General features: G+C 40.2%; 15 protein-coding genes. 1 reads left to right on the top strand and 14 read right to left on the bottom strand.

Going from position 1 to position 17,479, the window contains the following annotated elements; genetic code table 11:
- Positions 1-12: 12 nt before the first annotated feature.
- From G8782_RS12655 to G8782_RS12625, 7 genes are all read right to left on the bottom strand, one after another.
- Entirely contained in the window at positions 13-762 is a 750-nt protein-coding gene (locus tag G8782_RS12655) for a GntR family transcriptional regulator (RefSeq protein WP_172371720.1), read from the bottom strand.
- Between the two features lie 315 nt (positions 763-1,077).
- On the bottom strand, positions 1,078-1,770 hold the full coding sequence (gene deoC, locus G8782_RS12650; RefSeq protein ID WP_172371718.1) for a deoxyribose-phosphate aldolase: 693 nt from the start codon (positions 1,768-1,770) through the stop codon (positions 1,078-1,080).
- Between the two features lie 91 nt (positions 1,771-1,861).
- Positions 1,862-2,167 (bottom strand): hypothetical protein, encoded by a 306-nt coding sequence (locus tag G8782_RS12645; RefSeq protein ID WP_172371716.1) that lies wholly within the window; start codon positions 2,165-2,167, stop codon positions 1,862-1,864.
- Complete coding sequence (gene larE, locus G8782_RS12640; protein WP_172371714.1) at positions 2,139-2,972, bottom strand: ATP-dependent sacrificial sulfur transferase LarE; 834 nt, start codon at positions 2,970-2,972, stop codon at positions 2,139-2,141. Before larE ends, G8782_RS12645 begins: the two co-directional genes overlap by 29 nt.
- 24 nt (positions 2,973-2,996) lie before the next feature.
- Positions 2,997-4,259 carry a nickel-dependent lactate racemase gene (larA, locus tag G8782_RS12635; RefSeq protein ID WP_172371702.1) on the bottom strand — a complete coding sequence of 421 codons (1,263 nt, stop codon included), beginning with the start codon at positions 4,257-4,259 and terminating at the stop codon, positions 2,997-2,999.
- Positions 4,260-4,297: 38 nt separating this feature from the next.
- Positions 4,298-5,428, bottom strand: coding sequence for a 2-keto-3-deoxygluconate permease (locus G8782_RS12630; protein WP_172371700.1), 1,131 nt, complete (start codon positions 5,426-5,428; stop codon positions 4,298-4,300).
- Positions 5,425-6,588: a glycerate kinase gene (locus G8782_RS12625; RefSeq protein WP_172371698.1), complete on the bottom strand. Its 1,164-nt coding sequence runs from the start codon at positions 6,586-6,588 to the stop codon at positions 5,425-5,427. Before G8782_RS12625 ends, G8782_RS12630 begins: the two co-directional genes overlap by 4 nt.
- Before the next feature lie 151 nt (positions 6,589-6,739).
- Between G8782_RS12625 and G8782_RS12620 the strand changes: the two genes are divergently transcribed.
- The gene (locus G8782_RS12620; protein ID WP_172371696.1) at positions 6,740-7,840 is read left to right on the top strand and encodes a CdaR family transcriptional regulator; all 1,101 of its coding nucleotides are present in this window, start codon (positions 6,740-6,742) and stop codon (positions 7,838-7,840) included.
- Positions 7,841-7,989: 149 nt separating this feature from the next.
- Here G8782_RS12620 and G8782_RS12615 read toward each other — a convergent pair whose 3' ends face one another.
- From G8782_RS12615 to G8782_RS12585, 7 genes are all read right to left on the bottom strand, one after another.
- Positions 7,990-9,138 (bottom strand): M14 family zinc carboxypeptidase, encoded by a 1,149-nt coding sequence (locus G8782_RS12615; protein WP_246231659.1) that lies wholly within the window; start codon positions 9,136-9,138, stop codon positions 7,990-7,992.
- Positions 9,139-9,549: 411 nt separating this feature from the next.
- The gene (gene lhgO, locus G8782_RS12610; protein ID WP_172371694.1) at positions 9,550-10,755 is read right to left on the bottom strand and encodes an L-2-hydroxyglutarate oxidase; all 1,206 of its coding nucleotides are present in this window, start codon (positions 10,753-10,755) and stop codon (positions 9,550-9,552) included.
- Between the two features lie 26 nt (positions 10,756-10,781).
- On the bottom strand, positions 10,782-12,071 hold the full coding sequence (locus G8782_RS12605) for a (Fe-S)-binding protein (protein WP_172371692.1): 1,290 nt from the start codon (positions 12,069-12,071) through the stop codon (positions 10,782-10,784).
- Positions 12,064-13,482, bottom strand: a complete 1,419-nt coding sequence (locus G8782_RS12600; RefSeq protein WP_172371689.1) for an FAD-binding oxidoreductase — start codon at positions 13,480-13,482, stop codon at positions 12,064-12,066. The genes G8782_RS12605 and G8782_RS12600 overlap by 8 nt, the downstream gene beginning before the upstream one ends.
- Before the next feature lie 52 nt (positions 13,483-13,534).
- Positions 13,535-14,257 (bottom strand): FadR/GntR family transcriptional regulator, encoded by a 723-nt coding sequence (locus G8782_RS12595; protein ID WP_172371687.1) that lies wholly within the window; start codon positions 14,255-14,257, stop codon positions 13,535-13,537.
- 12 nt (positions 14,258-14,269) lie between these two features.
- Positions 14,270-16,225 (bottom strand): TRAP transporter permease, encoded by a 1,956-nt coding sequence (locus G8782_RS12590; RefSeq protein ID WP_172371685.1) that lies wholly within the window; start codon positions 16,223-16,225, stop codon positions 14,270-14,272.
- 82 nt (positions 16,226-16,307) lie between these two features.
- Positions 16,308-17,321, bottom strand: coding sequence for a TAXI family TRAP transporter solute-binding subunit (locus tag G8782_RS12585; protein WP_172371683.1), 1,014 nt, complete (start codon positions 17,319-17,321; stop codon positions 16,308-16,310).
- Between the last annotated feature and the right edge of the window lie 158 nt (positions 17,322-17,479).

The raw sequence follows: 17,479 nt of genomic DNA, 5'->3' as shown, positions 1-17,479 counted from the left end.
CTTTTAACTCTCTTAATCACGCTGTAAATAAGATGCCAATGAATATTTATCAGAACGTAGCCATACATATGAAATCTCAACTGGTTTAAATTCATCTAAATACGTCATTTGTTCCAAGTAAAGTACTGGCATACCAATTACTGATGCCAATAATTGAGCTTGTTCCTCTTCTAATCCTCTTGCTTCAAACTGACGAAACCCAAAGTTAATCTTTCCTTTACTAAACTTCTCAATTGCAGCAAACAAATGCATCTTTTCAAACTCGACATCTTCAATTCCTTGACAAAGATTAATATTGACATAGTTTTCAAGAACAATAACCGGTTCATCATCGATGTAGCGAACACGTTTTAAATAAAGTACTGTTTGTTCATCAGTTAATGAAAACTTTTCTCTAATTGATTGTTTTGGCTGGATTACACGTTTTTCAAGCACCTTTGTTTCAAACTTAATGCCTTCTCTTTCCATTGATTCTGCAAAAGAGATTAGCTCTTGACCAAAAGGTTGCAACACTTTTGGTTCAGCAACAAATGTCCCTTTTCCTTGAACTTGAATTAAGATTCCTTCATCTATCAGTATAGATAGCGCTTTTCGAAGCGTTCCTCTGCTGACCTCTAGCTGTTTGGCTAAATCTTCTTCCGCAAGTAACTGATGGTTTTTTTCCCATTCTTTTGTCGTAACTTTTTCACGGATCCAATCGGTGATTTGCCTGTATATTGGCACTGGGTTATTTTTGTCAATCACTACTTTTTTTTCATTCATCATATACACCTTTTCGAATTTATTTACTACCTATTATACCTATGCCTTTAAATGTATGATAGGAGACTTCATAAACAATAATAAATTCGAGAGCACGCATGCGCATTTTATAGAATCTTCAGTCATACAATTCAGTAGTTTATCCCAAATTTGGAATCTTTCACGCCGAGATAACGCTTTCATTCCATACATTTTTAAGACCGTACAACTAATCCCGTCCATGGTAATTTTATTTAAATTCATGCGGGTCGTCTCCACAAGAAGCCGGCCCGCAATTTTTTTCCATCGAAGGGCATTTACATTCTGGTTATTCTCTTAATAGCTGTTTGAAGTTTCACCAGTGCCTGTAACGATTTTTACGCCTGCACTTGTACCAAGAAGAACTGCACCTGCATTCAAAATAGATGTCGCACTTTCAAAATCACGTATACCACCTGATGCTTTGACTAATGCTTTGTCGCCTGCGATTTCCTTTAACAATTGAACATCTTCAATTGTTGCATGACCGCCCTTACCCCATCCGCTTGAATTTTTCAAGTATGTGACCCCTGCGTTTAATGCAATTTCTGCTGCTTTAACTTTTTCTTCTTGTGTCAGCATGCCAAATTCAAGCATAACTTTTGTAACACGGCCATCCGCAGCCTTAACGATTTCTCTCAATTCATGTTCAAACTCTTCATACATTCCGCTTTTAAAGAAACCAAAGTTAGGCATGAAGTCAACCTGCTCAGCACCGAGCGCTACTACCTCTGCCATTTCACGTGCTTTACTTTTAGTTGTTAATCCTCCCATTGGGAAACCCAGCGCTGTACAAACTTTAACATCCGATCCTGCTAATAATACTTTCGCTTCTTCAATCCAACATGGCTGTAACATTACGCCGTCAAATTTAAATTCCATACAGTCATTCGTTAACTTGATAATGTCTTCTCTAGTTACATCTGGATTTACATCTGTGTGTTGAATTTTGCTTGCAATTTCTTGTGTTGTATAAACTTTTACTGTCATGATAACTCCTCCTTATATGTACGTTTGTGTACGTATGTATACGACTATAAACTATCATGAATAATCTGTCAACAACTTCGTTAACATTTTTTTATTTCTTTGGATTATTTAGCATTTTTGTATCAAACAAAAGTAAACAGCTTTCTCTTCCATGCTTATCGCAATTCACCTCTTCGAATAAATAACCAAGGGGATATCGACAAAGCTTTATATAGTCGATATCCCTTTTTCTCTTTATGCAATTGTCGTGTATTGTCTGAATAGTGTCTTGCACAGGTACCTTACAAATATAAAAATTTCTAATATAAAAAGATGCCATTGAAATAAATTCAGCGGCATCTTTTCTATAATTTATATCCGTATTAAAATTAGCTAATTGCTTTTTCCATTGTTTCATCTGCTAAAACTTCGTTCATGCTTCCTGTTCGATATCCTTGTAAATCTAGTGATACGTACGTAAATCCGAGTGATGTGAACTTCAGTTGGATTTGATCGTGTTGTTTCAGTAGTTTTGGCATATCTTCGGATGGAACTTCAATCCGCGCTACGTTGCCGTGGTGACGGATGCGCACTGTTTCGATTCCGAGCTTCATGATAAATCGCTCTGCTTGGTCTACTTGTTCGATTTTATGCTTATCAAGCTTTGTTCCATAAGGAATTCTTGAAGCAAGACTGCATGATGCAGGCTTATCCCAAACTGGGAGTCCGAGTTCTTTGGACAGGGCACGCACTTCTTTTTTATATAATCCAGCTTCCTGTAACACGCTTCGAACGCCAGCTTCCGTTCTTGCTTTAAGACCCGGTCGGAAATCGTCCAAATCATCCATAATCATGCCGTCGAGCACATAGTCAAAGCCTTGCTCTTTTGCCAATTGATTTAAATGGGCATAAAGCAATTTCTTGCTGTAATACCAGCTGTCGGGGTTATTGGCTGCGACACCTGGGTCTTCCAGTTCCTTGATTTCTGTTTTCAGAACCCGTACACCCATGTCTTCTGCAAGTTTTACCGCTTTATCAAATTCCTCTTGACGGAATAATTCCGATCCTACTACAACAGCCAAGACCCGACTTCCAAGTTCCTGCTGTGCACGTTTAAGTACCAATGCGCTATCTACGCCACCCGAGAAGGCAACGATCACGCTTCCCATGTCTGACAAAATTTCACCTAGTCGCTTATTCTTCTCATTCATCGTTTCATTCATGACGCTCGCCTCGCTTTATCTATTTTATTCTTCTACAAATGGGATTGTTAAAGGTCCCAAAGGTAAAACAGCAATCGACATATTTTCTCCGTATTTTTTCTTTAACTCTTCTACTGTCTGTTCGATATCATGAGATACCTTTAACATCGCCCCAGTTACCTGCTCATCTGTCAACTTAGAATACACATAGACATCTGCCCACACTTGAATGACCGCTTGTTTTTGTACTTGCCATTGATCGAACATCTTAAATTCAGGGTCATTAATCAGATTCAGTAATTCTTGTGGTGTTTTAGCGAAATCAAATATCTTCGAATAATTACCATGATCCGGTAAGCCATCTGAACACTCGGATGCCATGATAATTGTGCCGCCTTCTTTAACGATTTTATGGGCTGCACTCATGCCTTTTACAGCTTGATAGAGATTTTGATCGAGTGGATAACCAGAATTGGATGCAATAACTACATCAAAACGTTCTTCACAGCGAAACATTGCATGTTCTTTTGTAAAGGCGCACCCCTTATCATGCGCTTCGTAAAGCTCTCCTGCAAAAACTGCCGTGATTTCCTTTTCCCGATTTAAAGTTACATTTAACATAAAGTTCGGTTTACACATCGCATTAATCTCGCGCGTCATGTCTTGCAAGGGGTTATTGACCATATTTCCCCATGTAGAAAGTGGGTCCCCGATCATTCTTGCATTATGGAAGGTCATGATCGTTTCAATTCCTGCGATACCAGGCATAATTCCTTTTGGCCCTCCTGAAAATCCAGCAAAGAAATGCGGTTCTATGAAACCAGTCACAATGCGGAAATCAGATTCAACATAATCCTTATTTAGGTAAACATCGCATCCAAACGTGCTTTTACCGAGATTTACAAGCGTCTCTTTATTGTGACAATCATTATTGATGATGCGTATATTATCTACTACCCAAGGACCAAGCATTTGGATAAATTCTTCCCTTGTTTGATCACGGTGCGTACCTGTCCCATTGATAATGACGAAGTTTTCTAATGGGACATGATCCAACTCTTCTATTAATAGAGGAACCAAAATATGGTTCGGTGTCGGACGTGTAATGTCACTAATTACAATGGCAACGGTATCTGTCGATTTTACAGATTCCTTTAAGGTTCCCATGCCGATTGGATTACGCAATGCTTGTCGAACAGCTTCTTTTTCATCATCCACCTTCGGCAAATTCTTCGGCTCAATCAGAAAAGATTGATCTGGCAACTCTAATTCCAGCCCATCTTTTCCATATAATAACTCTGTTTTCATCGTTAAAATCACCTTTTCAATATTATTTACGAGATCATTTAACTGTTAACTGTTTTTTCCAGCGTTGCTTTATGGTTTTTCTTTGTATCGACAATATATTCCTTCGTTCCGTCAATTCCTCTTTTCCGTTGGTAGCGATCCATCAAAATGACGCCCAATGGACAAAGCAAGGTAGTCGCGATTGTTGAAATGGAGATTTGTGCAGTTGCAATCGGCACAATATTTTGTATCGCTTCAAATTCTGCGGGAGTCATCGCACCTGAAGCAACCGCCACAGACGCTGCAGCCGCAATTGCTGCCGGCGTTGCTGCCGCATTCCCCGCTGTTGACGCTTCGGCAATCGGAGCGATATAACTTTTTTCCTTGAATAGTTTAAAGACAAGGATTCCAGCTCCGCCTGTCAGTACAAATGTTAAAACCGCAAGCGTTAATCCCCCGGCTAATACAGCGGGATTCAGGAAATTTGCCAAGTTCATGCCCGCTCCCAATGCAAAAGCAAAAAACGGTATTGTCAGCGATTCTCCCGGCTTTAAAAATTCCCGCATTTTCGGATCGAGGTTTCCAAGAAGCATTCCAATCCCCAGTGGCAATAAAACAGCGATAAACGCGATCATCGGTAATGCGGTTCCGAGAATCCCCAATGACAAAAGCGTTAAAAAGGGACCATCATTAATCGCAAGAATGGATAATCCGCCGACATCGGAACGATTTCCATATTGACCTGTTAATGCTGCATACATTCCACTGTTGCTATTTGTCATCCCCGCAATTATCGCAAGCGATGACAGGCCAAGTATGCCGTGCCATGGATCAAAGAAAAATCCGAACGCGATACCTACAGCAAGACCCGTCAAATATTTTGAACTCGTTAATAGAAACCCTTTTTTCAAGGCGAGACCGCCAACTTTTAAATTCATTTGACTGCCTACGCAGAAAAGAAATAACGCAATCAGGACAAGAGCACTGTCTTTGAATAATTGTTGTGAAAATCCGCCGATTCTTAGAAACTCATAGAAACCCGCTTCCGTTGGCGGGGCTCCTAGAAACTTGAGCGCTTTCATCACGACTGGAATATGCAATTGATCAATTGTATTAAGTGTAGCACCTAATAATAGCGGAACAACCATTAACCCGCCGGGAACTTTTTCAATGGTATCTTTTATCTTCAAATCAATCTGCCTCCTTCTAGTTCTTTTATAAGACTATAAAAATATGATCGTATGATTTGTTCTGCGCTTTTTTCCAATAATATTGCTGTTTGTTTCATAGATTCAGAGAGTGTCATCGGCCTGTCAATAATACTGTGAACGCTGACCACGCCGTAATCATAAAGAACTTCAACACCCTCACCGACAGCGCCCGCCAAAATAATCGAAGGGACGTTTTCACTTATCGCGGCCTGTGCAACCCCGAGCGGTGTTTTCCCGGAAGCAGTCTGATAATCCACCTGCCCCTCGCCTGTAATCACCAAATCCGCGTCTTTTAAATAACTATGAAATTTAACATATTCTAATACGACATCGACCCCCCGCTCCATTTTCGCCGGGAAAAACGCTTGAAACGCACCGCCTATGCCGCCAGCTGCTCCCGCGCCAAGTAAATCATGAAGGGAGATGCCAGTCACGCCGGCAATCAGATCCGCCCAATGCCTCATGTTTTCATCAAGGATCTTCACATCTTCCGGTGACGCCCCTTTTTGCGGCCCGAATATATGGGAAGCGCCATTTAAACCGATTAACGGATTTTGCACATCTGACGCAATCAGAAATTTGCTATTCTTGATTCTCGGATCGAAGCAACGCGTGTCTATTTTTTCAATAGCCGCTAATTCGCCTCCGCCGTACCCAACCTCTTTTCCCATCTTATCGAGAAGTTTTAAACCTAACGCCTGAAGCATCCCCGCGCCGCCGTCATTCGTGGCCGACCCCCCTAATGCGATAACGAAAGATGAAAACCCATCATTCAACGCTTGTTTGATCAATTGGCCCGCTCCGTAAGTCGTTGCGTCTAACGGCGCCAATTTCCCTTCAGGCACAAGCGCCAAGCCGGAGCTGACAGCCATCTCTATGACACATGTTTCTCCATCGCCCAGGATTCCGTATGCGGCTTTTACCTCGTTCCCCAATGGTCCGACAACGACTACTTCTTGTATTTTCCCATTGGTCGCGGCCACCAATGTTTCCATCGTCCCCTCCCCGCCGTCCGCTACGGGAAGTAAATATGTTTTTGCGTCAGCATAAGCATTTTTTACCCCTTTGTTTATCGCTTTTGCAACCTCAACGGCACTCAAACTACCTTTAAATGAATCCGGCGCAATTATAATTTTCATAGTGATCCTCCCAAGAAAACGCTTTCAAAGTATTGTTATAATCATACGAATATTGACGATACTTGTCTATGGGCATACAATACATAAATAGACTAAAGGTTACATCTATATTTGGTTACTTTGACCGAAAGGCAGGTAGAATACTGCGAATATGCTAACAACAAAGATAGCTCGAGAGATTGTCCGTGAAACTTCAAACCGCCTGCAACGAAACATTAATATCATGGATATTGACGGCGTCATCATCGCTTCTAAAGATGCATCCAGAATCGGGCTAACCCACGAGGGCGCACTAGAAGTGCTTCGAAGCGGGAATACGCTTATTATCGATGCAAAACAAGATAATGAATGGGAGGTCGCTCAACCAGGCGTGAATCTGCCCATCGTTTTTCAAGCTGAAACGATCGGCGTCATAGGCATTACAGGCGATCCGGATGAGATGAAAGATGTCGGGGAGCTCGTGAAAATGACAACGGAACTCATGATTAAACAGGAATTTATCGCGTCGCAGCTGGAGTGGAGACAGCATACGAAAGATATGATTGTGGGAGAATTGCTAAAAACAAACCCCTCCCATGGTGAAATCCAACGTGCCCTCAGTTTACTGAAATTAGACTTGAACCCGCCTTTTCTAATGATCATGATAGAAATAACCGAACGCGCGATTTCCAATCAAGCACTCATTCAAAAACTAGAGGATTCGATCGGGAGCCATAACAATATCGTGAGTTTTATAAATGTCCACCGGATACTCATCACGCTTTCCGGCCTTGATGAAGATGAGGCGTTTCATAGTGTACACCGCGTCTTTAATACAATGAAGAAGACGGATATTGTATTCAAGATGGCTTATAGTCTCCCTTTCTCTGAACTCGATAGGTTCAATCAATCCTATTTGGATTGCGATCTAACGTTACAAATTAGCGAGGATAGCCAGGAACTGGTTTCTTTTACAAACATCGAAGTCAAATCGCTAATCTATCAATTGGATGAGACTTTGTCGAACCGATTTTTTCGCCGGATATTTAAAGACGGCAGCAATTCAATGAGATCGAAAACGCTGAAAGCTTTTTTCGCCAATGGCCTCAATATCCAAAAAACTGCCGATGCCTTATACGTGCATCGAAACACATTAATTTATCGACTGAACAAGTTCACAAGAGATACGGGATACGACCCTCGGAAATTTGAAGACGCTTTGAATTTACAAGTTGCTTTGTGGATCGCGGAGAAGATGGAGGGAAAGCTGTAAAAATGAATCTTTAACCTATTCATTCTAACAGTCCAGGTCCTAACCGTAACTTTAGTAAATCTAACCCACCAAATTTTTAAATACATATCTGCCATAAAGGCCCTCCGGATCTCCGTAGGGCCTCTAGTATAACTATTATTTAACTTTTATTAATTACTTACCGGAATAATTCCGCTGTCAGTTTGATAGCCTGCTAGCGGATAAGCAGGAATCTCATCCCAACGATCCGGATCAACGTTTTGTACATCGCCCGCAGCAATTCCTGAAATCAAGGATTTCAATCCGAGATAATTTTGTTTGACTAAGTGACCATTTGACTTCTGTCCTAAATTTCCGTCTCTCGTGTTTCCCTTCGTTTCAAAGAAGATGGCCGGATTGCTATGATGAGTCGGATTTATGTTGTCGTAATTAAGCCCTAACATCATCGCCGAAACGACTCCGCCCTTAATGTCGATTTCATATTTCTTATCGCCGCTGCCAGTTTGGTAACGATCGATGTGCATATGCCCGTAGTCTTTTAATGCATCATATACATACACGGACATTTGGCGAGTAAGATCATTGTACAAGCCATCTTTTAAGCCCGGTAAAGTTGGTCCATTTGGCGCCAATGACACGCCGAGCGACATAGAAGTCGATTCATTTGTTCCGTATACTGTCTTGAATCCTTGGTGATGAAGATCAATCGCGTAATCCGGCTTTACATCCGCCCAATATGTATACGTTGCGATTGACTCTTTCGCTCTAAATCCATCCTCTGTCCAATCTCGATTCAAATCAACCGTGATCGGCCGCCCTCTGTTGTCTAATCTAGGTTCGCCATTTTCATCATAAAGCATAGTCGTCCTCGTATTCATAATACTCCCATCCGGATTGTTCATCGGAATCGCATAAACGGTTGTATTTTCTAAAATCGTTTTAATATCTTTAGATCCACTGCTGCCAAATGTCTTTAATAATTCTAAAACAGCATCAGTTGTTAATTTTTCATCACCATGAATTTGAGCTTGTACCCATACTTTGATAGGTCCGGTCCCAACTTTTGCAGCGTAGATGCTTCGTTCTTGTTCACTCTTTCCATACTCGTCCAAAGTAAATACTTCCACTTTACCTTTACTCGTGCCTTCGATTTTCTTTAACGCATCGATCATATCCTCATAAGTGATCATACTGTCCATGCTCGTGTTGCCATTAGTCGAAGGACCACCAGGCACTGTGTCTGCAGCATTAGCTTTAGAAGTGAATGCTGTTGAAACAATTAAACCGAATGCAAAAACAAACATAAATATCCTTTTCAAATAAATACTACCCCCTACTTTTTTTATACTTACTACTTTCACAGTATAATTGATAGAAAATTTAAGTAAATGGTCGATTCGGACTGTTACGAAATAAATAATAGGGAAAATTACTAACTATTCATGTAAATAGTCACAAATGCTAAACTTAGTAGTATGGATAATGTCAAAACGAATTAAGCAATACGAATAATATTTTTTTGTGATTTCAACCTATTTCTCGCGCTATTAGTTTGGATAGTGATTGTGCAATTATAGCTCCATTTTCAAATGTGTTTTTTAACCGTTGAATAAAATCTATCGTAAGGGGCATCCATGAGGTTCGGAGTAAAAAAAGTGGAATCTACCAAATACTAACATGGCTAGATTCCACTTTTACGTTATCCGGTTGGAGTGTGTCTTAATAAAGACCTACAACCGATTCCTACCCTCAATTCGTTCAATTTTATCCACAACTTCTTTCCCGATTTCCAATGCTGCTGTAGCAGCTGGTGAGGGGGCATTGCAAACATGGACGCTATTACGCCCGTTAACGATAAAGAAATCATCTACTAGGCTTCCGTCACTTTTTAATGCTTGTGCACGTACACCGGCCGGGGCTGGGATAAGGTCATCTACTGTAATGTCGGGGATAAGTTTACGAGCATTTTCTACAAATAACTTTTTATTAAATGAGCGAATGACTTCCTCCATACCTTCTTTATAGTATTTCAATCCTAGCTTCCAGAATCCCGGATATGTAATCATTTCACCAAAATCTTTCAAGTTAAATGAAGTCTTTTTATAAGCCTCTCGACTGAAACCAGGGACAGCATTCGGTCCGACATCGACATTTCCATTAATCATTCTTGTAAAATGGACACCTAAAAATGGAAAGTCGGGATTTGGGACGGGATAAATCAGGTTATTAACAAGATTCCTTTTTTCTTCTTTAAGGTAAAAGTACTCTCCACGAAACGGGAAGATTTTCATGTCAATTAAATATCCCGCCATTTTTGCAATTCGATCGCTTTGCAACCCTGCACAATTCACAAGAAATTTACTTTTGAATGTTTTGTTTTTCGTTTCAATAGTAATTTCATCCGGTTTTTCTTCAATTGAAACCACTTCTGCTCCATTTATAATGGTCCCGCCTTTTTCGCGAATAATCTCTGCGATTTTTTCAGCAACATCCTTGTAATTAACAATTCCGGCTGCACGTACAAAAATTGCTTCCACGCCACTAACATTTGGTTCCTTTTCAAGTAGTTCTTCCCGGTTAAGTTTTGTAACGTCAAGACCATTCTGGAGACCTCTCTCGAGAAGATTTTCAAGACGCGGTAACTCTTCCTTGTCAGTAGCAACTATTACTTTACCGCAAATGTCATGCTGTACATCATTTTCCAAACAAAACTTGCGCATTCCCTCGCTACCAGCTTTCGCAAATCTAGCTTTATAACTGCCTGGCGTGTAATAAATTCCGGAATGAATAACGCCGCTGTTATTTCCAGTTTGATGCGCCGCAAGTTCCGATTCTTTTTCAAGTATTGTTACTTTGGCATTTGGATAGCGCTCAAGAATAGTCATTCCGACTGATAATCCTACTATTCCACCACCAATAATAATATAATCATTCATATTTTCGATCCCCCATATTCGAATCCTTAAATTTCACATGCTTCAGCGATTATTTCTACAAGATGAACGACCTTAACGTGATCACTCAACCCTTCACGCTCTACTCCTAATAACATTTGAAGATGACATCCCGGATTCGTCGTTACTATTACCTCGGGTATATTGTTTTTCAGATGAGCCATTTTATCATCTAAAATAAGCATCGACTCCTCATGATGAACAATATTATATATCCCTGCTGAACCACAGCACATATCTTTTTGTTTCATCGGTATGTATGTAATTCCAGGAATACTTTTCAGTATTTTTAGCGGTTCGTCAATTACTTTTTGTACGTTCGTCAAGTGACAAGACGGCTGATACGACACATTTTTATTAATGCTTTTCGTAAATGGCAAATCAAGTTTTGATAAAATAACGCTAATATCTTTATTCAGAGCACTAAATCTTTTAGCTCTTTCAAACCATATGTCATTTTCATCGAAGAAATGATGATACTCGACGAGAGCTGCACCGCAACCACCAATGGCGTTCACAATATAATCAAACTCATATTTCTCGAATGCTTCAATATTTTTTTTTGCTAGATTAACAGCAAGCTCTCTTTCCCCGCTATGATGTTGAAGCGCACCGCAACACCCTTGTTCTTTAATCGTAACCACTTCACAGCCGCCAATTTCAAGTAGTTTAATAGCAAGATCATTAACATTGGCAAAAATAGTATCCATTACACAACCAGAAAAATACCCGATTCGTAACTGTGACCGAGTCTTTTCCGCGGATAAAGCATTTTGCCGATTTAAAGGAAGCTTGACCGCAGGAGTTATGGACTCCATCCGACCAATTGCTTGTGGCATGATATTAAGTATCTTGGATTTTCTCAACACTTTATCCATTTTTGTTTTTTTGAAATAGTAAAGTCCCTTTCCCATTAACTTCAATACATTTTTATTCGTCAATGCACGATGAAAAACGACATCTCTTAGTACTTTTTCTTTTCGGCTTCTATCTTTTTCCCTGTATTCAGCAAGGACATTCACCGCGGATGTTAATATCTTCCCGTACTCAACATTCGTTGGACAGACAGTTTCGCAAGCCCGACACCCTAGACATAGGTCAATCGGATTTGCCATGTCATGAATTGATATCTTTCCTTCCGCAGCGAGTTTTACTAGGTTAATTCTTCCCCTAGGCGAATGCGCTTCCTTACCAAAAGAAATATATGTCGGACATGCTGGTAAACAATAACCGCATTGAACACAACTAAAGGTCTCATCATATGCAAGTTTTCCTCTTAATTCTTTTTCATCAATCATTGCGCAACACAAACCTTTGACCTGGTTCCGGAAAAATCTTACCAGGATTCAATATATTTTGTGGATCCCATGCATCTTTAATAAGCTTCATCATATGTAATCCATCTTTCCCCAACTCCATTTCCATGAACGGTGATTTCATAAGTCCAATCCCATGTTCACCGGAAAGCGTTCCACCAAGACTGACCGCCGCCTCAAAAATCTCTTCCACAGCTTGTTCAACTCTATGCATCTCTTCTTCATCACGCTGATCGGCAATAATATTCGGATGTAAATTACCATCTCCAGCGTGTCCAAAAACAACAAGATGAACATTATATTTTTCTCGAATTTCTTTTAAACGTTGGAACATTTCAGGAATTTTACTACGTGGAACAGTTGCATCTTCGGAAATTTTCGTAGGCTTTATTTTAACAATTGCCGGAGAGACAAGTCGTCTTGCCTGCCACAATTGCTCAGCCTCTCGATCATCTTTTGCTACTATTACACTCCTCGCATTCACACTCATGCATGCCTCTTCCACACGAATCATCTCTTCATTAATTGCCTGATGATGTCCGTCTAATTCAATAAGAAGAATTGCCTCAACATCAATAGGCAATCCTAGAGAAGCATATTCTTCCACTGCAATAATCGAATGCCGATCCATGATTTCCATTTTAGCTGGCATAATCCCGGAGCGAAGAACCTTAGATATCGCATGGCCTGAATCAACAATTTCATCAAATAAAACCATTGCGGTTTTCGTAGCAAGTGGCCTTGGGACGAGCCGCAACGTTGCCTCTGTAATGATACAAAGTGTTCCCTCTGAACCTACAATAAGTTTAGTAAGATCATAGCCTGTTACATTTTTCATTGTCCTTCCGCCAGTTCGAATGACCTTTCCTTCAGCAGTTACAACTTCAAGCCCCAGTACATAATCTTTTGTTACCCCATATTTTAATCCTCGCGGTCCCCCTGCATTTTCTGCAAGATTCCCTCCTATTGTTGAAACATGCGCACTGCTTGGGTCGGGTGGATACATGAGCCCGAACTCGATTGCTTTATCATTAATCTTGGAAGTGATTACGCCTGGAGATACAACCGCAATCAAATCATCGGGATGAATTTCTAATTTCGTATCCCACAATGAAAAATCTACTACAATCCCACCCTTAACCGGAAGCGGACCGCCACTTAAACTAGTACCTGTTCCCCTCGCTACGACCGGTATTTTGTACTGCGCCGCAAGCTTAATTAGCTCAACAACCTCATCAGTCGCAATCGGTTGGCAAATAATCTCGGGTTTATAAATACCGAATGAGGCGTCGAAGGAATAACTATATAAATCCTGGACTTCCGTTAAGACCCTTGACGAGTCACCGAACGCCTCAATGAGCTTCTCGACTATTACTTCTATATGCCCGTTCATTTGGTTTCTCCTTTTCGCTTGCCCGTCTGATAATAAAGTGTAGAAGAGGCCGCTATTTTTCTTTATCCACTTCCAGTCTCGGGTCTCCAAATTTCAATCTCAAATTCATTAAATGTTTCTTCATATAATAAGCGGCTGCTTCTGAATCCCTGCTTTTAATTGCTTCAAATATATCTAGATGCTCTTGATAAACTAATTCCCTTTTTCTTCTTAAACCAATATTCTTTTCCAATGAAAACCTTAATGCTTTTTTATGAAGATCGCCGATATTCTCGAGTGACTGTTTGAGAAATTTATTGTGGGCCGCTCGCACGATCGACATGTGAAATTGAAAATCAGCAACGTCACCAATTGCTTGTTCATCGTTAATCGTTTCCGCAAATTGCTCTAACGCAAGCTCAATTTCCTTGATTTCCTCATCGGTATGACGCTCCGCTGCAAAAGCAGCTACCTGCGTTTCAATTACCATTCTCATCTCAAGCAAGTCATACAACTCTTCAGCGCTAATCATCTCGATCATTGTCGAATTTAGCAGGTTGACTAACGGAACTTTTTTCACAAAATTTCCGCCACCTTGAATCGATTCAACCAGCCCGCTCGCAGTTAACACGCTTAATGCTTCACGAATTGGAGCCCGGCTTACACCGAACATTTTCGCCAACGCATTTTCAGATGGTAATTTGGAGTCTGGTGGAAATTCTCCATTTTTTATCTTCTCTTTTAATTGTTCAATTATTTGTTCCGACATTTTTTTCCTATTTACACGCGTAATCATTTCACATTTTCCTTATATAGAGACTGTATTTGTCGAGCTAGCTTTTTTATTCGCTTTCACAACATGGAGTGATAGTAGAATACCCAATATCACGATCCCAATTGCATCTGTAACAAGTCCAGGTTCGATTAGCAAAATAGCTGTTCCGAAGAATCCGATTCGTTCCACAACATTTAACTTCATGGAGAAGTAATTACCAATTGAAATTGCTAATGAAAAAATTCCAATTATTGCTGTTACAAGCGCTATTATAACGACCAGCCAAACATTTTCTGTTCCAGCTTCTGGTTGCATGAGAAGAACTGGATTATAAACAACCATGAACGGTACAATGAAACACGGTATTGCTAGCTTAAATGCGCTAATGGATGTCTTCATAGGATCTGAACCTGCAATTCCTGCTGCTGTATATGCCGCCAATGCAACCGGTGGTGTAATGTTTGATAATGCACCAAACCAAAATACAAAGAAGTGAGCTGCAAGCGGATTTACGCCTGCTTGTATTAGTGCAGGTGCTGCCGTAACTGCTACAACAATATATAATGCAGTTGATGGGAGACCAAGACTAAGGACAATACATGTAAGCATTACTAACAATAAAATAATTGGAAGTGACCCATTTGCAAGCGATAAAATGTTATAAGCAAATGTCGAACCAAGGCCTGTCATTGTTACAACAGCAATGATAATCCCAATTGACGCACAAGCAATTCCTACTTGAACCGTTCCCTTTGCCCCATCTACAAGTGCATGGAATGCTTTAATCGGAGTAACACGGCAATCCTTATCCTTAGTAAGCCATGACGCTATAATTGCTGAAATAATTCCTGCGAATCCAGCATACAAAGGAGTTTTTCCAACTAACAATGTACCAATAACAATTAATATCGGTAAAATTAACAATCCCCGTTCTTTAATTACCTCTTTTACGATTGGAATTGAATCTTTACTCAATCCTTTCAGCCCTAGTTTTTTCGCTTCTATGTCAATCGCGAAAATCAAGGCCAAATAATAGAGTAAACTTGGAATGATTGCTGCGATAACAATGACAGTATAGGAGATACCCAAAAATCCAGCCATGATGAATGCCGCTGCTCCCATAATCGGCGGCATTATCATTCCACCTGTGGATGCCGCCGCTTCAACCGCGCCAGCAAAGCGTGGTGTTAATCCAATTTTTTTCATGAGCGGAATGGTAAATGTTCCTGTCGTTGCTACGTTTGCAACCGCACTTCCGCTCAAGGACCCTGTCAAAGCACTTGATAATACCGCAACTTGCGCCGGTCCACCTCGCTTTTGACCCGCAGCGGCTAGTGCTAATTCATTGAAAAATTGTGATGCACCGCTAGCTGTCAAAAAAGCACCAAATAAAATAAATAGAACAATATACGTAGATGCTATGGAAAGTGTTGTTCCAAAAATACCCTCTGTCGTCATGTACATACGATAAAGTAGACGTTCTATACTAAAGCCGGAATGCGCAAACATTCCAGGGAAATGTGGTCCAAACATTGCATATACAATTGCTAAAGAAGTCAATAGCGGAATAAAAAAACCTATCGCTCTTCTTGAAGCTTCAAAGAGAACAACAATCGTAATAACTGCAAATACATAATCCAGTGTAATCGCTTGTGATTGTCTAACTACATGAATATTCGTATATGAAAATACGATATAGAAAACGCCTGCTAACCCAGCAATCAAGAAAACTATATCCATAATAGACATTTTATTAGATTTTATTTTTGTTGATCTCGGATATAAAAGAAATGTTAATGCCAAAAGAAAACCTAGAAAGAGTGCATTTCGATAGATTTCTTGAATTGTTGAAAATCCATTATAATAAACTGCGAAAATAGACATTAATGCTGCAACGCCAAGCATCAACTTATTTTGAAAACCTGTTAATTGACGTCCCCCGCCACCTGATTCCCGATCTACTACTATAGGTCGTTGGTTATCTACCATATTTGATTCCTCGCTTTCATATGAATTTACTAAAGCAAATAAGAGGGAAAAGATTGAACCCTTTCCCTCTTATTTGCATTTATTATTTCGCCTCTTCTGGAATTAACTCCTCTGGAATTTCAAGTCCAGCCTCTTTGAAATATTTATATGCACCGATATGCAGTGGCGCCGGTAGTCCGTCTAATGCATTGCTCAGCTCCATTGTTTTAGCAGAGTTATGAACGCCATACATAAACTCAAGATTTTCATATAGAGTTTTTGTTAATAAATAAACTGTTTCTTCATCTAGGTCGATTGATGCGATTAAAAGATTTGGTTGTGCTATTGTATGAATTTCTTTATCATGTTTCGGGTATGTTCCTGCTGGAATCGTGTATTCATACCAAGCGTTAAAAACCTCATTAATTTCGTTCGCTTGTTCGGGTGTTACGTCTAGCACTGTAGCTGCAACGCCACTAGCATACATATCGGTTACCGCTGCTACGGGTGTGCCGGCAGGAACAGAACCGCCATCAAGGCGACCGTCTCGCATTGCTGAAATGGTGTCATCATAACCAAGATATTCAGGTTGGATATCTTCCTTGGTTAGATTAATTCCTTCCATCATTACTATCGTTGACTGCTCTGTTCCACTCGCCTGTGGCCCTACCGAAAATGTTGTTCCTTCAATATCACTTATTGTTCCAGACTTCACTTTTTGGTTCATCAATACAAAATGCTCAACGTTTGGCCAAATATTTGCAACCGTTCGAAGATCCTTATACTCTTTGCCTTCAAAACTTCCCTGACCAGCATACGCTTGAGCACCAATTAATCCTTGAATGATTGCAAGATCTGCTTCATTTTTTTGGATTAAGTCAATATTCTCTACAGATCCAGCCGAAGATTGTCCGCTTGCCCGGATGCCTTCATCTTTTAATTCCTGTGTCCAAAGGTTCCCCATTCCGACTCCTATTGGATAATATGTACCTCCAGTTGATGCTGTAGCGATTGTTAGAAATTTATCTTTCCCCTTACCTCCATCGCTACCTTCACTCCCACATGCAGACAATAATAACAACATCACTGCCATAAACAACATACTAATTTTCCTCATTCATATCCCCCTTTGTAAACGTTTTCAAAAAGTTGTATTACAAGCATACAACATTTATTTTATTATTGCAATAACTTTCAGTTACTTATCTTTTAGACAATTGAAATTACTTTAAGTGGTTTAATTCCAACATCGCAAGATTGGTCATATATCTAAAC

It is taken from the genome of Sporosarcina jiandibaonis (assembly GCF_013184495.1).
In the GTDB taxonomy this organism is placed as follows: domain Bacteria; phylum Bacillota; class Bacilli; order Bacillales_A; family Planococcaceae; genus Sporosarcina; species Sporosarcina jiandibaonis.
The sequence above is the reverse complement of the archived record's forward strand: the minus strand, read 5'-3'. Positions and strand labels throughout refer to the sequence as shown.

Excerpts from the sequence above, each read along its gene's own strand:
- G8782_RS12655 (WP_172371720.1), bottom strand. The coding sequence starts at position 762 with ATGAATGAAAAAAAAGTAGTGATTGACAAAAATAACCCAGTGCCAATA.
- deoC (WP_172371718.1), bottom strand. The coding sequence starts at position 1,770 with ATGACAGTAAAAGTTTATACAACACAAGAAATTGCAAGCAAAATTCAA.
- G8782_RS12645 (WP_172371716.1), bottom strand. The coding sequence starts at position 2,167 with ATGAAACAATGGAAAAAGCAATTAGCTAATTTTAATACGGATATAAAT.
- larE (WP_172371714.1), bottom strand. The coding sequence starts at position 2,972 with ATGAATGAAACGATGAATGAGAAGAATAAGCGACTAGGTGAAATTTTG.
- larA (WP_172371702.1), bottom strand. The coding sequence starts at position 4,259 with ATGAAAACAGAGTTATTATATGGAAAAGATGGGCTGGAATTAGAGTTG.
- G8782_RS12625 (WP_172371698.1), bottom strand. The coding sequence starts at position 6,588 with ATGAAAATTATAATTGCGCCGGATTCATTTAAAGGTAGTTTGAGTGCC.
- G8782_RS12620 (WP_172371696.1), top strand. The coding sequence starts at position 6,740 with ATGCTAACAACAAAGATAGCTCGAGAGATTGTCCGTGAAACTTCAAAC.
- lhgO (WP_172371694.1), bottom strand. The coding sequence starts at position 10,755 with ATGAATGATTATATTATTATTGGTGGTGGAATAGTAGGATTATCAGTC.
- G8782_RS12605 (WP_172371692.1), bottom strand. The coding sequence starts at position 12,071 with ATGATTGATGAAAAAGAATTAAGAGGAAAACTTGCATATGATGAGACC.
- G8782_RS12600 (WP_172371689.1), bottom strand. The coding sequence starts at position 13,482 with ATGAACGGGCATATAGAAGTAATAGTCGAGAAGCTCATTGAGGCGTTC.
- G8782_RS12595 (WP_172371687.1), bottom strand. The coding sequence starts at position 14,257 with ATGATTACGCGTGTAAATAGGAAAAAAATGTCGGAACAAATAATTGAA.
- G8782_RS12590 (WP_172371685.1), bottom strand. The coding sequence starts at position 16,225 with ATGGTAGATAACCAACGACCTATAGTAGTAGATCGGGAATCAGGTGGC.
- G8782_RS12585 (WP_172371683.1), bottom strand. The coding sequence starts at position 17,321 with ATGAGGAAAATTAGTATGTTGTTTATGGCAGTGATGTTGTTATTATTG.